This window comes from Citrobacter sp. (assembly GCF_050252275.1).
Taxonomy (GTDB): Bacteria; Pseudomonadota; Gammaproteobacteria; order Enterobacterales; family Enterobacteriaceae; genus Citrobacter_A; species Citrobacter_A amalonaticus.
On record NZ_JBFWLF010000053.1, the window covers coordinates 1 to 18,188 of the forward strand.

The 18,188-nt window shown below is 54.4% G+C and carries 16 protein-coding genes and 1 pseudogene; 4 read left to right on the forward strand and 13 right to left on the reverse strand.

Annotated features, from left to right (window positions below):
- Window positions 1-87: 87 nt before the first annotated feature.
- Window positions 88-1,572: a carboxypeptidase M32 gene (locus AB7E14_RS06675; RefSeq protein ID WP_316962291.1), complete on the reverse strand. Its 1,485-nt coding sequence runs from the start codon at window positions 1,570-1,572 to the stop codon at window positions 88-90.
- Window positions 1,573-1,704: 132 nt separating this feature from the next.
- On the opposite strand from AB7E14_RS06675, the gene AB7E14_RS06680 reads away from it, so the two are divergent.
- Entirely contained in the window at window positions 1,705-1,797 is a 93-nt protein-coding gene (locus AB7E14_RS06680; RefSeq protein ID WP_224267594.1) for a KPN_01571 family protein, read from the forward strand.
- 52 nt (window positions 1,798-1,849) lie between these two features.
- On the opposite strand, the gene AB7E14_RS06685 is transcribed toward AB7E14_RS06680, so the two are convergent.
- Window positions 1,850-3,103, reverse strand: coding sequence for an MFS transporter (locus AB7E14_RS06685; RefSeq protein ID WP_316962292.1), 1,254 nt, complete (start codon window positions 3,101-3,103; stop codon window positions 1,850-1,852).
- Between the two features lie 121 nt (window positions 3,104-3,224).
- On the opposite strand from AB7E14_RS06685, the gene AB7E14_RS06690 reads away from it, so the two are divergent.
- The 3 genes from AB7E14_RS06690 to bioD all read left to right on the forward strand — a co-directional run bounded on the left by AB7E14_RS06690 (window position 3,225) and on the right by bioD (window position 6,294).
- On the forward strand, window positions 3,225-4,124 hold the full coding sequence (locus AB7E14_RS06690) for a LysR family transcriptional regulator (RefSeq protein WP_058588036.1): 900 nt from the start codon (window positions 3,225-3,227) through the stop codon (window positions 4,122-4,124).
- Window positions 4,125-4,252: 128 nt separating this feature from the next.
- Window positions 4,253-5,473 (forward strand): sugar metabolism global transcriptional regulator Mlc, encoded by a 1,221-nt coding sequence (mlc, locus tag AB7E14_RS06695; protein WP_109740222.1) that lies wholly within the window; start codon window positions 4,253-4,255, stop codon window positions 5,471-5,473.
- 125 nt (window positions 5,474-5,598) lie between these two features.
- Complete coding sequence (gene bioD / locus AB7E14_RS06700; protein ID WP_043000756.1) at window positions 5,599-6,294, forward strand: dethiobiotin synthase; 696 nt, start codon at window positions 5,599-5,601, stop codon at window positions 6,292-6,294.
- Here the strand turns inward: bioD and AB7E14_RS06705 are convergent.
- The 11 genes and pseudogenes from AB7E14_RS06705 to AB7E14_RS06755 form a co-directional block, all read right to left on the reverse strand.
- Window positions 6,250-6,372 (reverse strand): annotated as a pseudogene (locus AB7E14_RS06705) (hypothetical protein); the annotation flags it as partial. The gene bioD and the pseudogene AB7E14_RS06705 sit on opposite strands and share 45 nt — an antisense overlap.
- Before the next feature lie 5 nt (window positions 6,373-6,377).
- Window positions 6,378-7,523, reverse strand: a complete 1,146-nt coding sequence (osmV, locus tag AB7E14_RS06710) for an osmoprotectant ABC transporter ATP-binding protein OsmV (protein ID WP_316962293.1) — start codon at window positions 7,521-7,523, stop codon at window positions 6,378-6,380.
- Window positions 7,523-8,170 (reverse strand): osmoprotectant ABC transporter permease OsmW, encoded by a 648-nt coding sequence (gene osmW / locus AB7E14_RS06715; RefSeq protein WP_043000754.1) that lies wholly within the window; start codon window positions 8,168-8,170, stop codon window positions 7,523-7,525. The genes osmV and osmW overlap by 1 nt, the downstream gene beginning before the upstream one ends.
- 9 nt (window positions 8,171-8,179) lie before the next feature.
- Window positions 8,180-9,082, reverse strand: a complete 903-nt coding sequence (gene osmX / locus AB7E14_RS06720; protein ID WP_058588038.1) for an osmoprotectant ABC transporter substrate-binding protein OsmX — start codon at window positions 9,080-9,082, stop codon at window positions 8,180-8,182.
- 28 nt (window positions 9,083-9,110) lie between these two features.
- Entirely contained in the window at window positions 9,111-9,821 is a 711-nt protein-coding gene (gene osmY, locus AB7E14_RS06725) for an osmoprotectant ABC transporter permease OsmY (protein ID WP_043000752.1), read from the reverse strand.
- Window positions 9,822-10,114: 293 nt separating this feature from the next.
- Complete coding sequence (gene dmsD / locus AB7E14_RS06730) at window positions 10,115-10,729, reverse strand: Tat proofreading chaperone DmsD (RefSeq protein WP_316962294.1); 615 nt, start codon at window positions 10,727-10,729, stop codon at window positions 10,115-10,117.
- A 42-nt stretch (window positions 10,730-10,771) separates the two neighbouring features.
- On the reverse strand, window positions 10,772-11,629 hold the full coding sequence (locus AB7E14_RS06735) for a dimethyl sulfoxide reductase anchor subunit family protein (RefSeq protein ID WP_109740224.1): 858 nt from the start codon (window positions 11,627-11,629) through the stop codon (window positions 10,772-10,774).
- 1 nt (window position 11,630) lies between these two features.
- Window positions 11,631-12,248 (reverse strand): dimethylsulfoxide reductase iron-sulfur subunit DmsB, encoded by a 618-nt coding sequence (gene dmsB, locus AB7E14_RS06740; protein ID WP_043000749.1) that lies wholly within the window; start codon window positions 12,246-12,248, stop codon window positions 11,631-11,633.
- A 10-nt stretch (window positions 12,249-12,258) separates the two neighbouring features.
- Window positions 12,259-14,694 carry a selenate/tellurate reductase subunit YnfF gene (ynfF, locus tag AB7E14_RS06745; RefSeq protein ID WP_316962295.1) on the reverse strand — a complete coding sequence of 812 codons (2,436 nt, stop codon included), beginning with the start codon at window positions 14,692-14,694 and terminating at the stop codon, window positions 12,259-12,261.
- A 271-nt stretch (window positions 14,695-14,965) separates the two neighbouring features.
- Window positions 14,966-15,274, reverse strand: coding sequence for a DUF1161 domain-containing protein (locus AB7E14_RS06750; RefSeq protein ID WP_080343316.1), 309 nt, complete (start codon window positions 15,272-15,274; stop codon window positions 14,966-14,968).
- Between the two features lie 170 nt (window positions 15,275-15,444).
- Complete coding sequence (locus tag AB7E14_RS06755) at window positions 15,445-18,033, reverse strand: autotransporter outer membrane beta-barrel domain-containing protein (RefSeq protein WP_316962296.1); 2,589 nt, start codon at window positions 18,031-18,033, stop codon at window positions 15,445-15,447.
- Window positions 18,034-18,188 lie beyond the last annotated feature (155 nt).

Here is an 18,188-nt window from a genome sequence, read left to right on the forward strand (position 1 = left end):
CGCTGGATGCTGTGCACTTCCGTGAGTCATTGGTTTCGGCGTGTAACGATATGTACAACGCCGGGCGCAGCGGCCCGGCGAGGGGATTTACAGATAGCGAGATTCAAGATGGGCGCGGAAATGACGGCTGCTCAATGCTTCTCCGGTAGCCTGAGTAATCAACTGCGCCGTGGTAAAGCGACTGCCGTGCTGCCAGATGTTCTGTTGCAGCCAGTCAAACAAGGCGCTGAAATCGCCGCCTGCAATCTGCTGACTGAGATCCGGCAATGCGCGATTCGCGGCGCTGAACAACTGTGCGGCATACATCGCGCCCAGCGTGTAAGAAGGGAAGTAACCAAACCCGCCGTCCGTCCAGTGAATGTCCTGCATGCAGCCGTCGCGATAGTTCCCTTTTGTTGACAGGCCCAGCCAGGTCTGCATTTTTTCGTCCCACAGCGCCGGAATGTCGTCCACCTCAATATCGCCATTGATCAATGCGCGCTCAATCTCATAGCGCAGAATGACGTGCGCCGGGTAGCTGACTTCATCCGCATCCACACGGATAAAACCGAGTTTCACTCGCTGGTTCCAGGCGATGAAGTTTTGCTCTTCAAAGGCAGCCTGATCGCCAAAATAACGCTTCACGGCAGGTAGCAGCCGCCTTAAAAACGCATTGCTGCGTCCTACCTGCATTTCAAAAAACAGACTCTGGGATTCGTGGATCGCGGTGGAACGGGCAAGGGCGACGGGCTGACCCAGCCAGTTACGCGGCAGGTTTTGCTCATAGCGGGCGTGGCCGGTTTCGTGGATCACGCCAAACAGGGCGCTGAGTAATTCGTTTTCGTCATAGCGCGTCGTGATGCGCACATCTTCCGGCACGCCGCCGCAGAATGGATGTGCGCTGATGTCGAGGCGACCGGCGTTAAAATCGAAACCGAGTACAGACATTGTCTCCAGTCCCAGTTCGCGCTGAACGGCAGTCGGGAAGGGGCCAACAGGGGCAATCAGCGACTGCGGCGACTGGCGGGCAACCACGCGGTTGAGCAGATCCGGCAGCCACGATTTGAGATCGGCAAACAGGCCGTCCAGCTGTGCGCTGGTCATGTCCGGCTCATAGATATCCAGTAGTGCGTCATAGGGAGAACAACCTTTCACGTCGGCGCGCAGTCTGGCCTCTTCGCGGCTCAGTTTCACGACTTCTTTTAAATTCGCAGAGAATCCCTGCCAGTCGTTGGCGGGGCGCTGACTGCGCCAGGCGTGTTCACAGCGACTGCCGGCGAGAGATTTGGCCTCCACCAACGACTCCGGTAACAACGCGGCCTGGGTATGCAGACGCGTCATTTCCCGCAGATTGGCCTGTTCCACATCATTGAGATCCTCCTGGGCGGCAGCGGCAAGCCATTGCGCCACTTTCGGTTCGGTCAGGATTTGATGTTCCAGAACGCTCAGTTCCGCCAGCGCTTCACCCCGCGCCGCACTGCCGCCGGGTGGCATCATGGCGAACATATCCCAACTGGCGATGGCGGAGAGGTGCGAGAAGCGAGAGAGACGCAGGAAGGTGCGGGTAAGTTGTTGATAGTTTTTGTTGTCCATGTAACCTCTTCGACGTAACAGGCGGGTTGAGTTCCCCCACCATAATGGGTAGTTATGTTTATCGATAGCCTTTTTTATAGTAGCCAACGGGAACATCGTACCCGTTCAATAACAATAAACACACACAGCAAAATGAATCCACTCCACTGGGTTGTCTTTGCTCTTCTGGCACTGGATGCCGTCAGAGAATTGATGGGCTTTTCATCAATCTTAGGAATGTGGTAACCACTGTTGGTTGAGAGGCGAGAAGCCCGGTGAGCCGGGCTTTTCTTTCAGACTAGACGTGAAGACGGTGATGCAGTCGTGTGCCGACCAGAATAGCCAGTACCAGCATAATCGCGATAAATCCCCCGACGCCGTTCCAGCCATAGTTATGCCAGAACACACCGCCGAGCGTACCGGCGATACTGGACCCCAGATAATAGCTGAACAGATACAGCGAAGAGGCCTGGCCTTTGGCGCGACGCGCACGCGGCCCAATCCAGCTACTGGCCACCGAATGCGCGCCAAAGAATCCGGCTGAAAAGAGCAGCATTCCGGCGAAAATCAGCCACAGCGAACTGAACAACGTCATTAACATACCGAACAGCATCACGACGGTGGAAAAGAGCATCACCGGACCGCGCCCGTAACGTACCGTCATCGAACCAGCTTTCGGTGAACTCCAGGTTCCGGTCAGATAGGCGACGGAAAGCAAACCGACCACAGCCTGACTGAGTTCCCATGGTGAAAGCATCAGACGATAGCCGATGTAGTTAAACAGGGTGACGAACGACCCCATCAACAGAAAGCCTTCGGCAAACAGCAGCGGCAGTCCCTGGTCGCGCCAGTGGATCCGGAAATTAATAAACAGCGTTTTGGGGCGCAGCGACGTGGGCCGGAAGTGGCGTGATTCTGGCAGTATTTTCCAGAACATCAGGGCTGATGCCAGCGCAAAGCAGCCAATAGCAGCCAGCGCAATACGCCAGCTAAAGAAATCGGTAAACACGCCGCTAATCAGACGTCCGCTCATCCCGCCAATCGAGTTGCCGCTGATGTACAACCCCATTGAAAATGCGACAAAACTGGGGTGAATCTCCTCACTCAGATAGGTCATCCCGACCGCCGCCACGCCGCTGAGTGAAAGGCCGATCAGCGCGCGCATCACCAGAATGCCATGCCAGCTGGTCATCATTGTCGAGAGCAACGTACAGCAGGAGGCGAGCAGCAACGCGGTCACCATCACCGGCTTGCGCCCGATGGCATCCGAAAGCGGACCGGTAAACAGCAGACCAACGGCTAACATTCCGGTGGAGATCGACAGTGAAATACTGCTGCTGGCGGGAGATACGCCAAACTCATGGGACAACACCGGCAGAATAGGCTGGACGCAGTACAGCAGGGCGAAAGTCGCCAGTCCGGCAGAAAAGAGCGCCAGCGTGACGCGCATAAAGGCAGAAGTACCGCGTTGAATAAACTGAACCGGCTGAGAAATGCGTTGGTCGTCAATATCGCTCGCCGTCGCGTCATTGACAGTAGTAGTACGACTCACTGGAAATCCTTGCGCAACAAACCCGTGTTTTGAGGGGACGGGCATAACCTTGTTGAGTAGAGTAGGAAAATCTCATTATTCTGTCTAATATATTAATAGTCTCAAATAATACGTTTAAAATATGAATATTGAACTGCGTCACCTTCGTTACTTTGTTGCCGTGGCGGAAGAACTGCATTTTGGGCGCGCCGCAACCCGACTGAACATTTCGCAGCCACCGCTGAGCCAGCAAATACAGATGCTTGAGCAGCAGGTCGGGGCTCGCCTGCTCGCGAGAACTAACCGTAGTGTCGCCCTGACCGCCGCTGGCAAGCAATTTCTCGCCGACAGTCGGCAGATCCTTGGTTTGGTCAATGATGCCGCCGCCCGTGCGGAGCGTCTGCATCAGGGGGAAGCCGGAGAGCTGCGCATCGGTTTTACCTCGTCGGCACCGTTTATCCGCGCGGTGTCGGATACCCTGTCGCTGTTCCGCCAGAAATACCCGGATATGCATTTGCAGACCCGCGAGATGAATACCCGCGAACAGCTGGCGCCGCTGAGCGAAGGGGCGCTGGATCTGGGCCTGATGCGCAATACCCCGTTGCCAGAGAGCTTGCATCATGAGGTGATTTTGCATGAACCGCTGATGGCGATGATTCCCAGGGTTTTCCCGCTTTCGCAAAAGCCGGTGGTGACGCTGGCCGAACTGGCGAAAGAGCCGTTTGTCTTCTTTGACCCGCACGTCGGAACGGGTCTTTATGACGATATTCTCGGCATGATGCGCCGTTACCATTTGACGCCGGTGATTACCCAGGAGGTCGGTGAGGCAATGACGATCATTGGGCTGGTCGCTGCCGGATTAGGGGTGTCGATCCTTCCGGCCTCGTTTAAAAAAGTGCAGCTCAATGAGATGTGTTGGGTACCGATTGCGGAAGACGATGCGGTTTCGGAAATGTGGCTGGTCTGGTCAGCGCATCATGAACCAAGCCAGGCGGCGCTACGCTTTCGTCAGCAATTAATTCAGGCCGTCAGGAACGCTTAAATTAATTTAATAACGGCTGAAAATGTGCAGTTAATCACACGGCTAAGTAAAAAGTTGACGTTGTGTATTGAAGTGCTTCACCATAGCCTACAGATTATTTCGGAGCGCGAAAATAAAGGGAGTCAGAGGTGGTTGCTGATAGTCAGCCTGGGCACATCGATCAAATAAAGCAGACCAATGCGGGCGCCGTTTATCGGCTGATTGATCAGCTGGGACCGGTATCGCGTATTGATCTTTCGCGTCTTGCGCAACTGGCACCCGCCAGTATCACGAAGATTGTGCGTGAAATGCTGGAAGCGCATCTGGTCCAGGAACTGGAAATTAAAGAAGCGGGGAGTCGCGGACGCCCGGCAGTGGGGCTGGTGGTGGAAACCGAAGCCTGGCACTATCTGTCCCTTCGCATCAGTCGTGGAGAAATCTTTCTCGCCCTGCGCGATCTCAGCAGCAAGCTGGTCGTGGAAGACTGTCTTGAACTGCCGCTCAACGATGAAACGCCGTTGCTGGCGCGTATTGTCACGCTGGTCGATCAGTTTTTTATTCGTCATCAGCAGAAGCTCGAACGTCTGACTTCCATTGCCATTACCTTACCCGGCATTATCGATACCGAGAATGGGATCGTGCATCGTATGCCGTTTTATGCCGATGTGAAAGAGATGCCGCTCGGTGATACGCTGGCGCAGCACACCGGCGTGCCGGTATACATTCAGCATGATATCAGCGCCTGGACGATGGCAGAGGCGCTGTTTGGCGCGTCCCGCGGTGCGCGCGATGTCATTCAGGTGGTCATCGATCATAACGTTGGCGCCGGGGTGATTACCGACGGTCATTTACTGCATGCGGGTAGCAGCAGCCTGGTGGAGATTGGCCACACCCAGGTCGATCCTTACGGAAAACGCTGCTACTGTGGCAACCACGGCTGTCTGGAAACCATCGCCAGCGTGGAAAGTGTGCTGGAGCTGGCGCAACTGCGACTGACGCAATCCATGAGCTCTTCGCTTCACGGCCAGCCGTTGACGGTCGATTCGCTGTGTCAGGCGGCGTTGCAGGGCGATTTGCTGGCAAAAGACATTATCAGCGGCGTGGGGACCCACGTTGGCCGTATCCTTGCCATTATGGTCAATCTGTTCAATCCGCAAAAAATCCTGATTGGATCGCCGCTCAGTAAAGCCGCAGACGTGTTGTTTCCGGCGATTGCGGACAGCATCCGCCAGCAGGCGCTACCGGCCTACAGTAAAAATATGGTCGTTGAGAGCACACAGTTCTCTAATCAGGGGACAATGGCGGGAGCCGCGCTGGTAAAAGACGCGATGTATAATGGTTCTTTGTTGATTCGTCTATTACAGGGTTAACATTTTTTAACTGTTCTACCAAAAATTGCGCTAACTCAAGCTGATTCCACCGGGCATACCTTAGACTTTCTCCACTGTATTATTTTCCTGGCTTATATTTTCGAAGCATAACGGTGGAGTTGGTGATGCTGAAGCGTTTCTTTATTACAGGTACAGACACTTCTGTTGGGAAGACGGTTGTTTCCCGCGCATTGCTACAAGCGTTAGCGTCGGGAGGGAAAAGCGTTGCGGGATATAAACCGGTTGCGAAGAGCAGCAAAGAGACGCCCGAAGGGTTACGCAATCGCGATGCGCTGGTGCTGCAAAGTGTGTCGACGCTGGAATTACCCTATGAGGCGGTTAACCCCATCGCCCTGAGCGAAGATGAAAGTAGCGTGGCCCACAGTGGCCCAATCAATTACACCTTGCTTTCTAACGGGCTGGCTAGCCTGAGCGAAAAGGTTGATCATGTCGTGGTTGAAGGCACGGGTGGCTGGCGCAGCCTGATGAACGATCTGCGTCCACTGTCCGAATGGGTGGTGCAGGAGCAGTTACCGGTGTTGATGGTGGTCGGTATTCAGGAAGGCTGTATTAACCATGCGCTGCTGACGGCTCAGGCGATCGCCAATGACGGTTTACCGCTGATCGGTTGGGTCGCTAACCGTATTAATCCGGGTCTGGCACATTACGCAGAGATTATCGATGTACTGAGCAAAAAACTGCCAGCACCGCTGATTGGCGAACTGCCTTATTTACCGCGTGCCGAGCAGCGTGAACTCGGACAGTACATTCGCCTGTCAATGCTGGGTAGCGTGCTGTCGGTTGACAGAATCATGGCGTAACGTTCCCGACAGGACAGACGCAAACACCCAGGCCTTCAATAAACCGGGGAGCAGACGATTCTCCCCGGTCATTTCACAACCCCTCACTCTTCGTGAATGTTCAGCGCCCGGCGGGTACGTCCGGAACTGAGATAATCGGCGATGTAATCCTGTGAGATCTCACCGTTGTAGCGTCCTTCCTCGTCAACGATCGGCATCCAACTGGTATTACTTTCATACAGTTTGGAGAGCACAATCCGCAGGTTATCTTCGGCTTTACCGGTAATGCGGAAGGGATGAAGGATATCTGCGCAGGTGCCGCTGGCCTGGCGCGCCTCGCGACGTTTCACAAAGCCCAGTGGTTTTCCTTCGCCATCCACCACCGTAATGGCGCGAATATCGTTGTCATCCATAATGCCAAAGGCTTCCTTCAGCGACGTGGACGGCTGAGCAGTCAGCGTCGGTTGTTGATCGGTCACATCGCCCGCCGAAACCAGCAGCAGACGCTTAAGCGTGCGGTCCTGACCGACGAATGAACCGACAAAATCGTTGGCCGGTTTGGCCAGCAGTTCATCGGGGCTGGCGCACTGGACAATCCGTCCCTGACGGAACACGGCAATGCGATCGCCAAGTTTCAGCGCCTCATCGATATCATGACTCACCAGCATCACGGTTTTTTTCAGCGCACGTTGCATCTCAAGGAACTGATTCTGGATCACTTCGCGGTTGATGGGGTCGACGGCGCCAAACGGCTCGTCCATCAGCAGGACTGGCGGATCCGCCGCCAGGGCGCGAATCACGCCAATACGCTGTTGCTGACCGCCGGACATTTCTTTCGGATAGCGATGCAGATACTTTTTGGTATCCATCGCCACCATCTCCATTAATTCTTCGGCGCGGCTTTTACAGCGGGCTTTGTCCCAGCCCAGCATGCGGGGGACGACCGTGATGTTCTCTTCAATCGTCATATTGGGAAACAGGCCAATCTGCTGGATCACATAGCCAATATTACGGCGCAGGGTCACGGTATCCATCTCATTGGTATTTTCACCGTTTATCAGGATGTTGCCACTGCTCGGGGTAATCAGGCGGTTAATCATCTTCAGGGTGGTGGTCTTACCGCAGCCCGACGGCCCCAGCAGAACACACATTTCTCCCTCCGGCACGTTCAGATTAACGTTATCGACGGCCTTCAGCGGCTGACCCTTTTTCTGTGAAAATTGTTTGGTGAGGTTTTCCAGTTTTATCATTATCGTATCCCCTTAGGTGTCAGAACGACTTGCAGGCGGTGTAACAGCCAGTCGAGCACAATCGCTAAAAAACAAATCATCAATGCACCGGCAATCAGCATGCGAATGTCGCTGCCGCCGATACCGTTCAGTAACAGTAATCCCAGGCCGCCTGCGCCGATCACCGCGGCAATTGCCATGACGCCGATATTCATAACCACGGCGGTGCGGATACCGCCGAAAATCACCGGTAATGCCATCGGGATCTCCACCCAACGCAGGCGCTGCCAGAAGGTCATGCCGATCCCGCGACCCGCTTCGCGTAAGCCCGGCGGGAGGTTGTCCAGCGCGGTATGGGTGTTACGCACGATAGGCAGCAGCGAGTAAAGAAACACGGCGGTAATGGCGGGCAGTGCGCCAATTCCGTGACCGATCAGCGAAAACAGGGGGATCATCAACCCGAACAGGGCGATAGAGGGAATCGTCAGCAGCAGCGTCGCGACGCTTAACACCGGCGTTGCCAGCCATTTGTGGCGGACAATCAGGATCCCCAGCGGCACGCCAATCACAATCGCCAACCCAACTGCCAGCGCCACTAGCCACAGATGCTGATAGGTGAGCATCGCCAGATAACCCGCGTTATCCATCATGTAGTGAATCGTATCCATATGCGCTCCTTACAGCAGGTTCTTTTGTTGCAGGAATTCACGAGCAACCTGCTGAGGTGACTGGTGATCGATATCGACCTTCGCATTCAGCGAACTGATCACGTCATTGTTCAACTGGGCCGAGAGGGTATTGAGCGCCTCAGCAAGTCCCGGATGGGCTTCCAGCGTCTCTTTACGCACCACCGGCGTGACAGCGTAACTTGGGAAGAAGCCCTTATCATCCTCCAGTACTTTGAGATCAAACCCTTTCACACGGCCGTCAGTGGTGTAGATGAGACCGGCGTCAACAAAGCCATCACGAATGGCGTTGTAAACCAGTCCGGGGTCCATCTGGCGGATTTGCGGCCGGTCGAGATCCATCTGATAGGCCTGCTGCAACGGCTTCATTCCGTCGCTACGTCCGGCAAATTCCAGGTCGAGACCCAGCAGCCAGTTGTTATCGGGATCGGTCTGGCGAATGTGTTCAATTTTCGCCACCATCTCCGACATGGTGTTGATGTTCTCCGCTTCGGCACGTTTGCGCTGCATGGCGAAGGCGTAGGTGTTGTTCATATCTGCCGGTTTCAGCCATACCAGTCCCAGTTTGGCATCAAGGCGTTTTACCGTGTCGTACGACTCTTGCGGGCTCATTCGCTTATTGATGTGGTTGAAAATAATCAGTGAAGTGCCGGTGTATTCCCATGTCATATCAATCTGTTTATTGATCATCGCATTACGCGAAATCACTGTGGCGATATTGGTCTGCGGCTGAACCTGAAATCCCTTTTTTTGCAGATACTGAACGGTCATTGCCGAGAGAATGTGCTGCTCGGTAAAACTTTTGGTGGCAAGAATAATCGGGGCCGCCTGAGCCTGGGTGCTGATGAACAGCGCGGCGGCGAACCATCCCAGCCATTTTTTCTTGAGATTCATTTAGCGCTCCTTGTTCTTATCATTGCCATCAGGCCGTATGGGGGCTCAGGACGCGCCCAAGCCAGGCGAGCAGACTGTCGAGGATCAGGGCGAATAGCGCGGTGGCGGTGGCTCCCAGAATCAATGTCGGGAAGTCGTTAAGATAGATGCCAGGGAAAATCAATTCGCCGTAGCTGCTGGCGCCAATCAGAAACGCCAGCGGGGCAGTACCGACGTTGATCGCCGTGGCAATGCGAATCCCGGAAAGTATTACCGGCCAGGCGTTGGGGATTTCTACCTGACGCAACCGTTGCCATTTCGTCATACCGATGCCGTTTGCCGCTTCAATCAGCGACGACGGTACAGAACTCAATCCTGCCCAGGTGTTACGCACAATCGGCAGCAACGACGCCAGAAACAGCGCAACGATGGCAGGCATGTCACCAATGCCGATAATCACCATCGCCAGCGCGAGAACGGCCAGCGGGGGCAGTGTGTTTCCAATATTGAAGATCTGCATGACATATTCGGCAATACCGCGGGCGGCGGGGCGACTAAGCAAAATACCGCTTGGAATACCGACCAGCAGGGCAAAAAACATCGAGGTAAGGACCAAAATCAGGTGCTGTTGACCGAGATAAAGCAAATCAACCTGACGCGATTTGAGGGTATCGATGCCAATTCCCCATACCAGCAGCGCCAGTAGCAGAATGATGGCAATACTAAAGCCCAGCACGCGGGTTAACGTGGATGTGTGCATTGCAGTGTGTCTCCCTGTTTGCATGCGTTATGGCGGCGAAAAATCGTCGCATGTTGTTATGCCATGGTTTGGCAGGGTGTTTTGAGCTATAGCAACAGGGTGGGAAGGATTCCAGCGGGAAGGTGAATTAGATACGCAGACGATTAATCGCCAAACGCGATTTGGCCTTATGCCGTAAAGGATAAGCAGGGTATGTAAAGAATTGTCTTAAAAATGCTGATAAAAAGTGACACTGTAACAATTAAAAATAATGCAGGTATCAGAAAAGGCAGGAAAAACCTGCCTTATAAACGTTAGGGGAACAGCGTTTTTTCCGCGATCGGCATCAATAACTGAGACTGCCACTGTGCCAGAGTATGGCGGGCCAGTTCACCAAGCGCCTGATAAAAAGGATGTCCGGCGTTCTCAATGAACACGTCGAGAAAGCGGAATGACCAGGGGAACAGATGCCAAGCCAGCAGTTGTTCGCATTCGCTGTGTCGGCCACTTTCCGCCAGCCATGCCGCCATCAGCAATAACGAGCCGAAATGATCTTCGGGTTCGTTCTGCTCTGTCTCGACGTGAATACCGTTGTCGCGCATCCACTGACGCAGGGCCAGCGTCGATTCGCCAAACAGGACATTTTCACGATCTAGCCAGACCGATCCCCAGGGCGGCGACGGTAACGCGTAGGGTCCCACGAACAGGCGCTGGAATGCCTCGGGAAGTGACTCATCGCTGACGCGTGTAAAGTCCGTTGCCAGCGGGGACAGGGTTTCCGCTGCCAGCGGCCATTGTGTCTGCCAGTCATCAGCGGTTAACGCTGACACCAGAGGCGCGGCTTCGGCGCTGTCGGGGGCATAGTAAAACAGCGCCCCCAGCACGCGTGCCGTCATCGCAAAATCATCACGTTGAGTAAAATCAGTCATCTGAAACATCCTGAAAAGTGCGGGTTTCCCCGCACGGATTTGTTAACCTGCCACCGCCATACCGACGGTCATGTGCAGGCCATAAAACAGGCCGCGGCCAATGATTTCGCCGCCAAGTACGAGGAGCAGCCCCAACAGCAACCCGGCGACATGCGGCTCTTTACGGCGCACCAGCGGGCAGATCCAGCAGCCCAGTCCGGCAGCGACCAGCACCACGCGCCATACCTGCAGAGAGGCGTAATCCGGCACCAGCGCGGAAGCCTGCTGAACCGAACTGTGAATGGTTGCCAGCGACATGCCCTGCAGGACGATGACCGCCACGCTGACCAGCAAGGCCAGCACGCTGATACTGGCAAACAGGGTACCATTAAAGGTGACGCGGGACGCCCGCAGCAGCAATGCTGCGAACAGCGGGCCGCTGAGCAACACCGTCAAGAAGAACGCCAGCGTCGTATAACCAGTATACCAGGTCGGCACGGTATCAATCAGGTAAACGCGGGTCATCGCCCAGACGAAGACGATCCCCAGTAGCATGCTGACCAGCAGCCAGAATTTCCCCAGCGCAAGCGGCATTTTACCCAGAACGGCGACCAGCCACCAGATTCCACCCACGGCGAAAAAGACGGAGCCTGCGGCAATTTCATTGCTCAACCCGGATGCGCCAATGCGATTGAGGGAGTTAAATGCCCGCATCGGCGACCCCAGGTGCATGATTGACGCCAGGAATCCCAGCCCCATCACCAGCCAGAGGAAAAACATGCTGCGAACCAGACGTTGCCGGGCGGCGGCATCGTCTTTCATTGCCAACCAGCCAAGTCCACTAACAATCAGCGCGCCTACGACGCACTGGCCGAGTACGGTAAACAGCACAAGCGGCCATTCATGCCATCCATTTCCCATTTTACACCTCCTTCGGATTCGCCAGATAACCGGTGGTATCCCCGGTCGGGCGGCTGTTGGCATTTGGTTTGATCACAATACTCGGTTTCGTAAAGTGTGCGCCAGGCAGCGGAGCAACCGCCGCCAGATCGCCGTGTTTCTGACGCAGTTCGTCGACAGGACCGAAATCCAGCGCACGCAGCGGACAAGACTCGACACAGATCGGTTTCTTGCCTTCCGCCACCCGGTCATGACAGCCGTCGCATTTGGTCATGTGGCCTTTGGCGGCGTTGTACTGCGGCGCGCCGTACGGACAGGCCATATGGCAATAACGACAGCCGATGCAGACATCTTCATCCACCACCACAAAGCCATCTTCCCGTTTGTGCATCGCCCCGCTCGGGCAGACCTTGGTACAGGCCGGGTCTTCGCAGTGGTTACAGGCAATAGAGAGATAGTAGGCAAACACGTTCTGGTGCCAAACGCCGTTGTCTTCCTGCCAGTCTCCGCCCGCATATTCATAAATGCGGCGGAAGCTGACATCCGGGGTTAAATCCTTGTAGTCCTTGCAGGCCAGTTCGCAGGTTTTACAACCGGTGCAACGGCTGGAATCAATAAAAAATCCATACTGAGTTGTCATCGGTTACTCCTTAGACCTTTTCAACCTGAACAAGATTACTGTGCGAAGGATTGCCTTTGGCCAGCGGCGAAGGGCGGTGTGACGTCAGGATGTTAATGGAGCCGCCGTGGTCTATTTGATCACCAAACATGTCGGCTTTGAGCCACGCACCCTGACCGATGGCCGTGACGCCGGGCAGAATGCGTGGGGTCACTTTGGCAGGGATCAGCATCTGACCGTTATTGTTAAACACCCGGACGGTGTCGCCGTGTTGAATCCCACGCGCGCTGGCATCGATCGGGTTAATCCAGATCTCCTGTGGGCAAGCTTGTTGCAGGACATCAATGTTGCCGTAACTGGAGTGAGTGCGCGCCTTGTAATGGAATCCGGTGAGCTGCAGCGGGTACGTTTTGCGGATCGGATCGTCCCAGCCGTCAAAACCGGGTGCATAGGCGGGCAAAGGATGGATTATCTCATCCTGCTTCAGTTCCCAGGTATTGGCGATAGTGGCCAGTCGCGCAGAGTAAATTTCAATTTTCCCTGACGGCGTTTTCAGCGGGTTAGCAGTGGGGTCTTCACGGAAGGCGCGGAAGGCGACGTAATGTTCTTCCGGGCATTTTTTCTTGAAGATACCGGTTTGCTTCATCTCTTCGTAATCCGGCATTTCTGGATTGCGTTCTTTGGTCTTCGCATGCAGGTATTTCACCCATTCATGCTGCGAGCGTCCTTCAGTGAATGTCTGGTAGACGTCCGGGCCGAGTCGGCGGGCGATTTCACTGAGCATCCAGTAGATCGGTTTTCTTTCAAACTTCGCTGAAGTCGCGGGCTGACCGAGGATCACATAGCCCATGTTGCCGGCGGATTCGTGAGAAATCAGGTCTTCCTGCTCGGTCGGCATTAAATCCGGCAGCAGAATGTCGCAGTACTTCGCCGATGCCGTCATGAAATGTTCGATGCCGACAATCATTTCGCACTTGCTGTCGTCCTGTAGCACGTCATGAGTGTGGGCGATATTGCCATGCTGGTTAATCAGCGTATTACTGGCGTAACACCACATGAATTTGATGGGAACATCCAGCTTATCTTTACCGCGTACGCCGTCGCGTGTGGCGGTCATTTCGGTGCCGTGATCGATAGCGTCGGTCCAGGTGAAGACGGAGATTTGCGTTTTCACCGGGTTATCAAGCATCGAAAACCATTCCACACCGAGATCCCAGGTGCCTTCACGGACGCCTGAGTTGCCGCCATTGATACCGACGTTACCGGTGAGCACCGACAGCATGGCGATCGCCCGCGCGGTTTGCTCGCCGTTGGAGTGACGCTGAGGTCCCCAGCCCTGGCAAATATAGGCCGGCTTCGCCGAACCAATTTCACGTGCCAGTTGAATGATTTTATCCGCCGGAATACTGGTGATATGAGAAGCCCACTCCGGTGTTTTGGCAACGCCGTCCGGGCCTTCACCGAGGATATAGGCCTTGTAATGCGCGTTACGCGGCGCGTCGGCAGGCAGGGTGGTTTCATCGTAGCCGACGCAATATTTGTCGAGGAACGGTTTATCGACCAGATCTTCCGTAATCAGCACCCAGGCAATCGCAGCCGCCAGTGCGCCATCCGTACCGGGGCGGATGGGCAGCCATTCGTCTTCACGTCCGGCGGCGGTGTCGTTATAGCGCGGATCGATCACTATCATTCGCGCATTTGAACGTTCGCGAGCCTGTTCAACATAATAAGTGACGCCGCCGCCACTCATGCGGGTTTCCGCTGGGTTGTTGCCAAACATCACCACCAGTTTCGTGTTGGCAATGTCATCCGGGCTGTTGCCATCGTTACTGCCAAACATGTAGCTCATGGCGGCGCTGATTTGCGCGGTACTGTAACTGCCATAACGGCTAAGATAGCCACCACAGGAGTTCATCAGACGGTAAGGGACGTTGGAGTTGGTAATGTTGCCGCCGTCGACGCCGGTGCCGTACAGTACGTGAACCGCCTCATTGCCATACTCTTTCAGGATCCGCTTCAGGTTGTCGCCGATGGTATCCAGCGCTTCATCCCAGGAGATACGCTCAAATTTCCCTTCGCCGCGTTTACCAACACGTTTCATTGGATATTTCAAACGGTCCGGATGGTTCATGCGGCGACGTATTGAGCGACCGCGCAGACAGGCGCGAACCTGGTGGTTTCCGTACTCATCGTTGCCGGTAGTGTCAGATTCAACCCAGTAAACGGTGTCATCTTTAACATGCAGACGCAGCAGGCAGCGACTTCCGCAGTTGACGGTACAGGAACTCCAGACCGCTTTTTCTTCGACCGGCGCTGGCGTCATGCCGTCGGCGGCGCGGGCGATACGGGTGAAAGGAAGGGTGAAAGCGCTACTGGCAAACGCAAGGCTGCCAATAGCGGATGATTTCACCAGACTACGGCGGCTGATATTGGCCTTCATGAGGGCCTCAGGCGTGGTGATTTTCATGGTTGCTCACTTTGCTAATGTCAAAAACTGGCCTGGTTGCTTCCTTGTCCGGGGAACAGCCATTCGCATTTTTTCTGTTTTAATCAACGTGGTGTGGAGGGCGTTGTGCTGATGCCGCACCTTCAAAACAGATCGCTGTATAATATTTTCTATATCGATATCAGAGACATGCTAAACAGAAATGAATTTTACCCCTTAATGAGTAGGGGTTATTAATGCATATCAAAGTGAGGGGAACCCTCCGTTGCCGGAGGGGAAAAAACAGGCGGAATTACTGGGGTTCGGCGTTGGCGCCTTCCTGAGAAGGCGTGGTGCTGGCAGGGGCATTACCACTGCTGGTCCGGGTGTAGAGAATTTTATGGGTGTCGTTGGCGCAGTGTCCGACGACCTGTGAGTCCGGCTGATCGGCCTGATCGTTTGGTACGATGCTCAGGGTGAAGTTGGCCTCCGGCACGCCGTTATTGATGATGCGCTGCTCAATATCACTCTTGACGCGTTCGCAGGAGTCAGGGGCGGCAAAAACCAGCGGGGAGGCGGTCAGCAGAATGCCTGTCAGTAGTCCTCGGGATAATTTCATCATCAGCTCCATTGTTGAGATGCTCATAATAAGCATAGCATTGCGAGTGTAAGCATTTGTCATGGCCGCCAACCTTGTTGATGAATCTGAAAGATCGCTTTACTCCCTAAACACACAAACCCTGACAAGGTCAGGGTTTGTGATAAATCTCCATGTCGCCATGGGGGAAGGGATTAGAAGCTGTATTTCAGCCCCAGCATACCTTGCGTATCTTTGTATCCGTTATCACCAATCTGTTGGGCAACGTTACCCCACAGGGTGACGTTCTTCGTCAGTTGGCCTTCAACACCCGCCTTCAGCTCACCGATATTGCGGCTGCCTTTCACGTCGTTGCTGATGTCGTCCATCTGCACGCTGTAATTCTGCGTGTTGTGGATCCAGTTGACTTCGACGAACGGCTGGAAGGTGCGGCCTTTGCCGTCATCCATGGCGTTATGGCCTTGCAGGTAGGCTTTGACGCCAAGACGCGTTTGCAGGTTGCCGTCGGTTTTATCCACCACCCGGGTGCCGTTTTTCTCAACGTGCGTATCAGCCTGCACGTCCATCCAGGTGATTTGCGCTTTAGGCTGGATGTACAGCGCATTACGCTCGCTGAATTCGGCCAGTTTCCAGGTGTAGCCTGTTTCGACAGAGGCGGTGATACCGCTGGAGTCATATTCCTCAGATGCCAGGCCCTGTCCGGACACGGTGTTGTCAAACCAGTTGTAGAGCATCCAGCCATCGACATACGCACCGGTTTTATCGGCGTCGTTGGCATACCAGGTGCCGTACAGACCGGCGCTGTAACCGCTGATCTCCCCGCGTGAGCTGTACCCGGTGAGGGTGGAGTGGCTGCGGCTCTTGCTGTTGGCGTAACCGGCCATCAGACCCAGATGCCAGCGATCGAGACCGTCGGTGCTCCATTGCGCGATATCGCCGCCCAGTTGCATCACGTAGCGGTTGCTCTGGGTGCTGATCTGCCCGGAACCATCTTTGAAGCGGTTATGTCCGCCGATATGGCGCATCCACAGGCTGGTGACTTTCTGCTCGCCGGTTAACGCGTCGGTGTACTGGGTTTCACCCAGACGATCGTGAAGCCGGGTGGTGAACAGCGTGTTGGCCGCAAGGGTGTTCGCCAGATAGCTGCCGGTTTCCGGGCGATACTGGTGTTCACCAGGCTGGGGAATAGGCTGCTCTGGCGTTTCCGGTGAGGCTGGCGCGGGTTCATCTGGCGGTAACGGATCCGGAATCGCCTCGCTGGTCAGATGCCAGTTCTGGTTGTTCTTTTTAATGATGTTGTAATCGTAAGCACCCGCGACGATACGACCTTCTTTGACGAAGGTCCCGTTAGAAGCACCCTCGACTTCCACAATGGGGATGCCTTCTACCGTCTGCGAACCGCCGCCGCCAGCGTTGGTGACGCTGACACGTGTAGTGCCACTGGTGTCACCACGGACAATCATTTTATCAGTCGCTGAAAGGTCATCACCCAGTACGGTACGCAAGGCCACCAGACCGTTGTTACCCGCGTAGTTGCCCGCGATGGTTAACGTGGTCGGCGTAAAGGCCGCTCTGGCTTGTGATGGGGAGGAGAGCGTTACTGTACCTGCCAGATCCAGCGAGTTCAGGGTTTGCGAATAACCATTGAGATCCAGACTGGCGCCTTCGCTGACGGTGTAATCTGACGCGGCGCTAAACGTATTCTCTGCACCTGCGCGGAGCGTCCCTCTGGAGACAAGCGTGTTACCGCTGTAGGTATTGGCTCCTGTGAGCGTGGTGATACCGGACCCAACATGATTGACTTCACCATTACCGTAGATTCGTGATGCCAGCACGAAGTCCTGACTGGAGTGGTTAAAGTTCAGAAGAGCGGTGCTTAAGCCGCTGTTATTCATTAGATAAATTCGTGACGCCTCAATGTTACCCGCCGCCTGTTCGGCTTCGCCCTGCGCGCCGCCGATATTTAAAATCCCGGTACTACCGTTGCCATAGGCGAGACGGATCAACGATCCGGACTTGACGGTTGCCCCATTGCTGACGGTGAGGATCCCCTTCGCGGTGTTATTCGCTGTAGAGAATCCACCCAGATTGATGGCCGTTGCCACATCCAGGGTGGAGCCCGCGCCGTCGACCAATGTTTCACCAAAACCGTTGCGATTACTATTATCTGTCACGCCGACGTAGCCAATACTCATGTGCTCCGTCGTTGAGAGTTTACCACCATTGGTAATCAATAATTTACCGTGATTCTGGTCCCCAACGATAATATGGTTGGTCGCAACGGATGAATTAGCACCGTCGATGGAAAGTAGACCCTCTCCCGTTTCGTAAAATTCGCCAACGCGTAATCCAGCAATACCTGTGATTTTGCTACCGTTATGTACATTCAGTATGCCGGTACCGCCCTCCAGACCAATTTGAATTAACGAATTATTCAGTTCCCAGGTTGCGCCATTGGTTAATGTCACGGAGCCTGTCGCCGTACGGCCAATTTCCGCCCCTGCTGTTGTCAGAATATCCCGCCCGTCAATGATCATTGATCCGGTGCTAGCGTCTCCAACACGTAATGTACTGAAGTTATTCCAGTAACTCTCAGTATTTTCTGTTTTAGAAAGGGTGAGTGTGTCATTATTATTAACAAGGACAATACTGTTGCCTCCGGTCGGAGGGGTAACGGCTAACAGATTGATATTATCCAGATTCGCTGCGGCGGCAGTTTGTACAGCCAGTGCCACAGCGATTGCGAGCATTGATTTTGGGTGGTGCAAGTATTTAATTTTCATAATTGTCTCTTCCATAAGAGAGTGCCTGGTGTTGAAAATAACATTTCGTCTTTAAAACAATCTCTTAATGCTTTTATGTTGAACGCGATATAATATGTGTAAATAAATATTGTTTATCTAAGGCATATTTTATTTGCATCATTGAAAATAACGAA

What these genes read in the sequence shown, in the direction of transcription:
- AB7E14_RS06675 (WP_316962291.1), bottom strand. Translation starts at nt 1,572, where the DNA reads ATGGACAACAAAAACTATCAACAACTTACCCGCACCTTCCTGCGTCTC.
- AB7E14_RS06680 (WP_224267594.1), top strand. Translation starts at nt 1,705, where the DNA reads ATGAATCCACTCCACTGGGTTGTCTTTGCTCTTCTGGCACTGGATGCC.
- AB7E14_RS06690 (WP_058588036.1), top strand. Translation starts at nt 3,225, where the DNA reads ATGAATATTGAACTGCGTCACCTTCGTTACTTTGTTGCCGTGGCGGAA.
- bioD (WP_043000756.1), top strand. Translation starts at nt 5,599, where the DNA reads ATGCTGAAGCGTTTCTTTATTACAGGTACAGACACTTCTGTTGGGAAG.
- osmV (WP_316962293.1), bottom strand. Translation starts at nt 7,523, where the DNA reads ATGATAAAACTGGAAAACCTCACCAAACAATTTTCACAGAAAAAGGGT.
- osmW (WP_043000754.1), bottom strand. Translation starts at nt 8,170, where the DNA reads ATGGATACGATTCACTACATGATGGATAACGCGGGTTATCTGGCGATG.
- osmX (WP_058588038.1), bottom strand. Translation starts at nt 9,082, where the DNA reads ATGAATCTCAAGAAAAAATGGCTGGGATGGTTCGCCGCCGCGCTGTTC.
- osmY (WP_043000752.1), bottom strand. Translation starts at nt 9,821, where the DNA reads ATGCACACATCCACGTTAACCCGCGTGCTGGGCTTTAGTATTGCCATC.
- dmsD (WP_316962294.1), bottom strand. Translation starts at nt 10,729, where the DNA reads ATGACTGATTTTACTCAACGTGATGATTTTGCGATGACGGCACGCGTG.
- AB7E14_RS06735 (WP_109740224.1), bottom strand. Translation starts at nt 11,629, where the DNA reads ATGGGAAATGGATGGCATGAATGGCCGCTTGTGCTGTTTACCGTACTC.
- dmsB (WP_043000749.1), bottom strand. Translation starts at nt 12,248, where the DNA reads ATGACAACTCAGTATGGATTTTTTATTGATTCCAGCCGTTGCACCGGT.
- ynfF (WP_316962295.1), bottom strand. Translation starts at nt 14,694, where the DNA reads ATGAAAATCACCACGCCTGAGGCCCTCATGAAGGCCAATATCAGCCGC.
- AB7E14_RS06750 (WP_080343316.1), bottom strand. Translation starts at nt 15,274, where the DNA reads ATGATGAAATTATCCCGAGGACTACTGACAGGCATTCTGCTGACCGCC.
- AB7E14_RS06755 (WP_316962296.1), bottom strand. Translation starts at nt 18,033, where the DNA reads ATGAAAATTAAATACTTGCACCACCCAAAATCAATGCTCGCAATCGCT.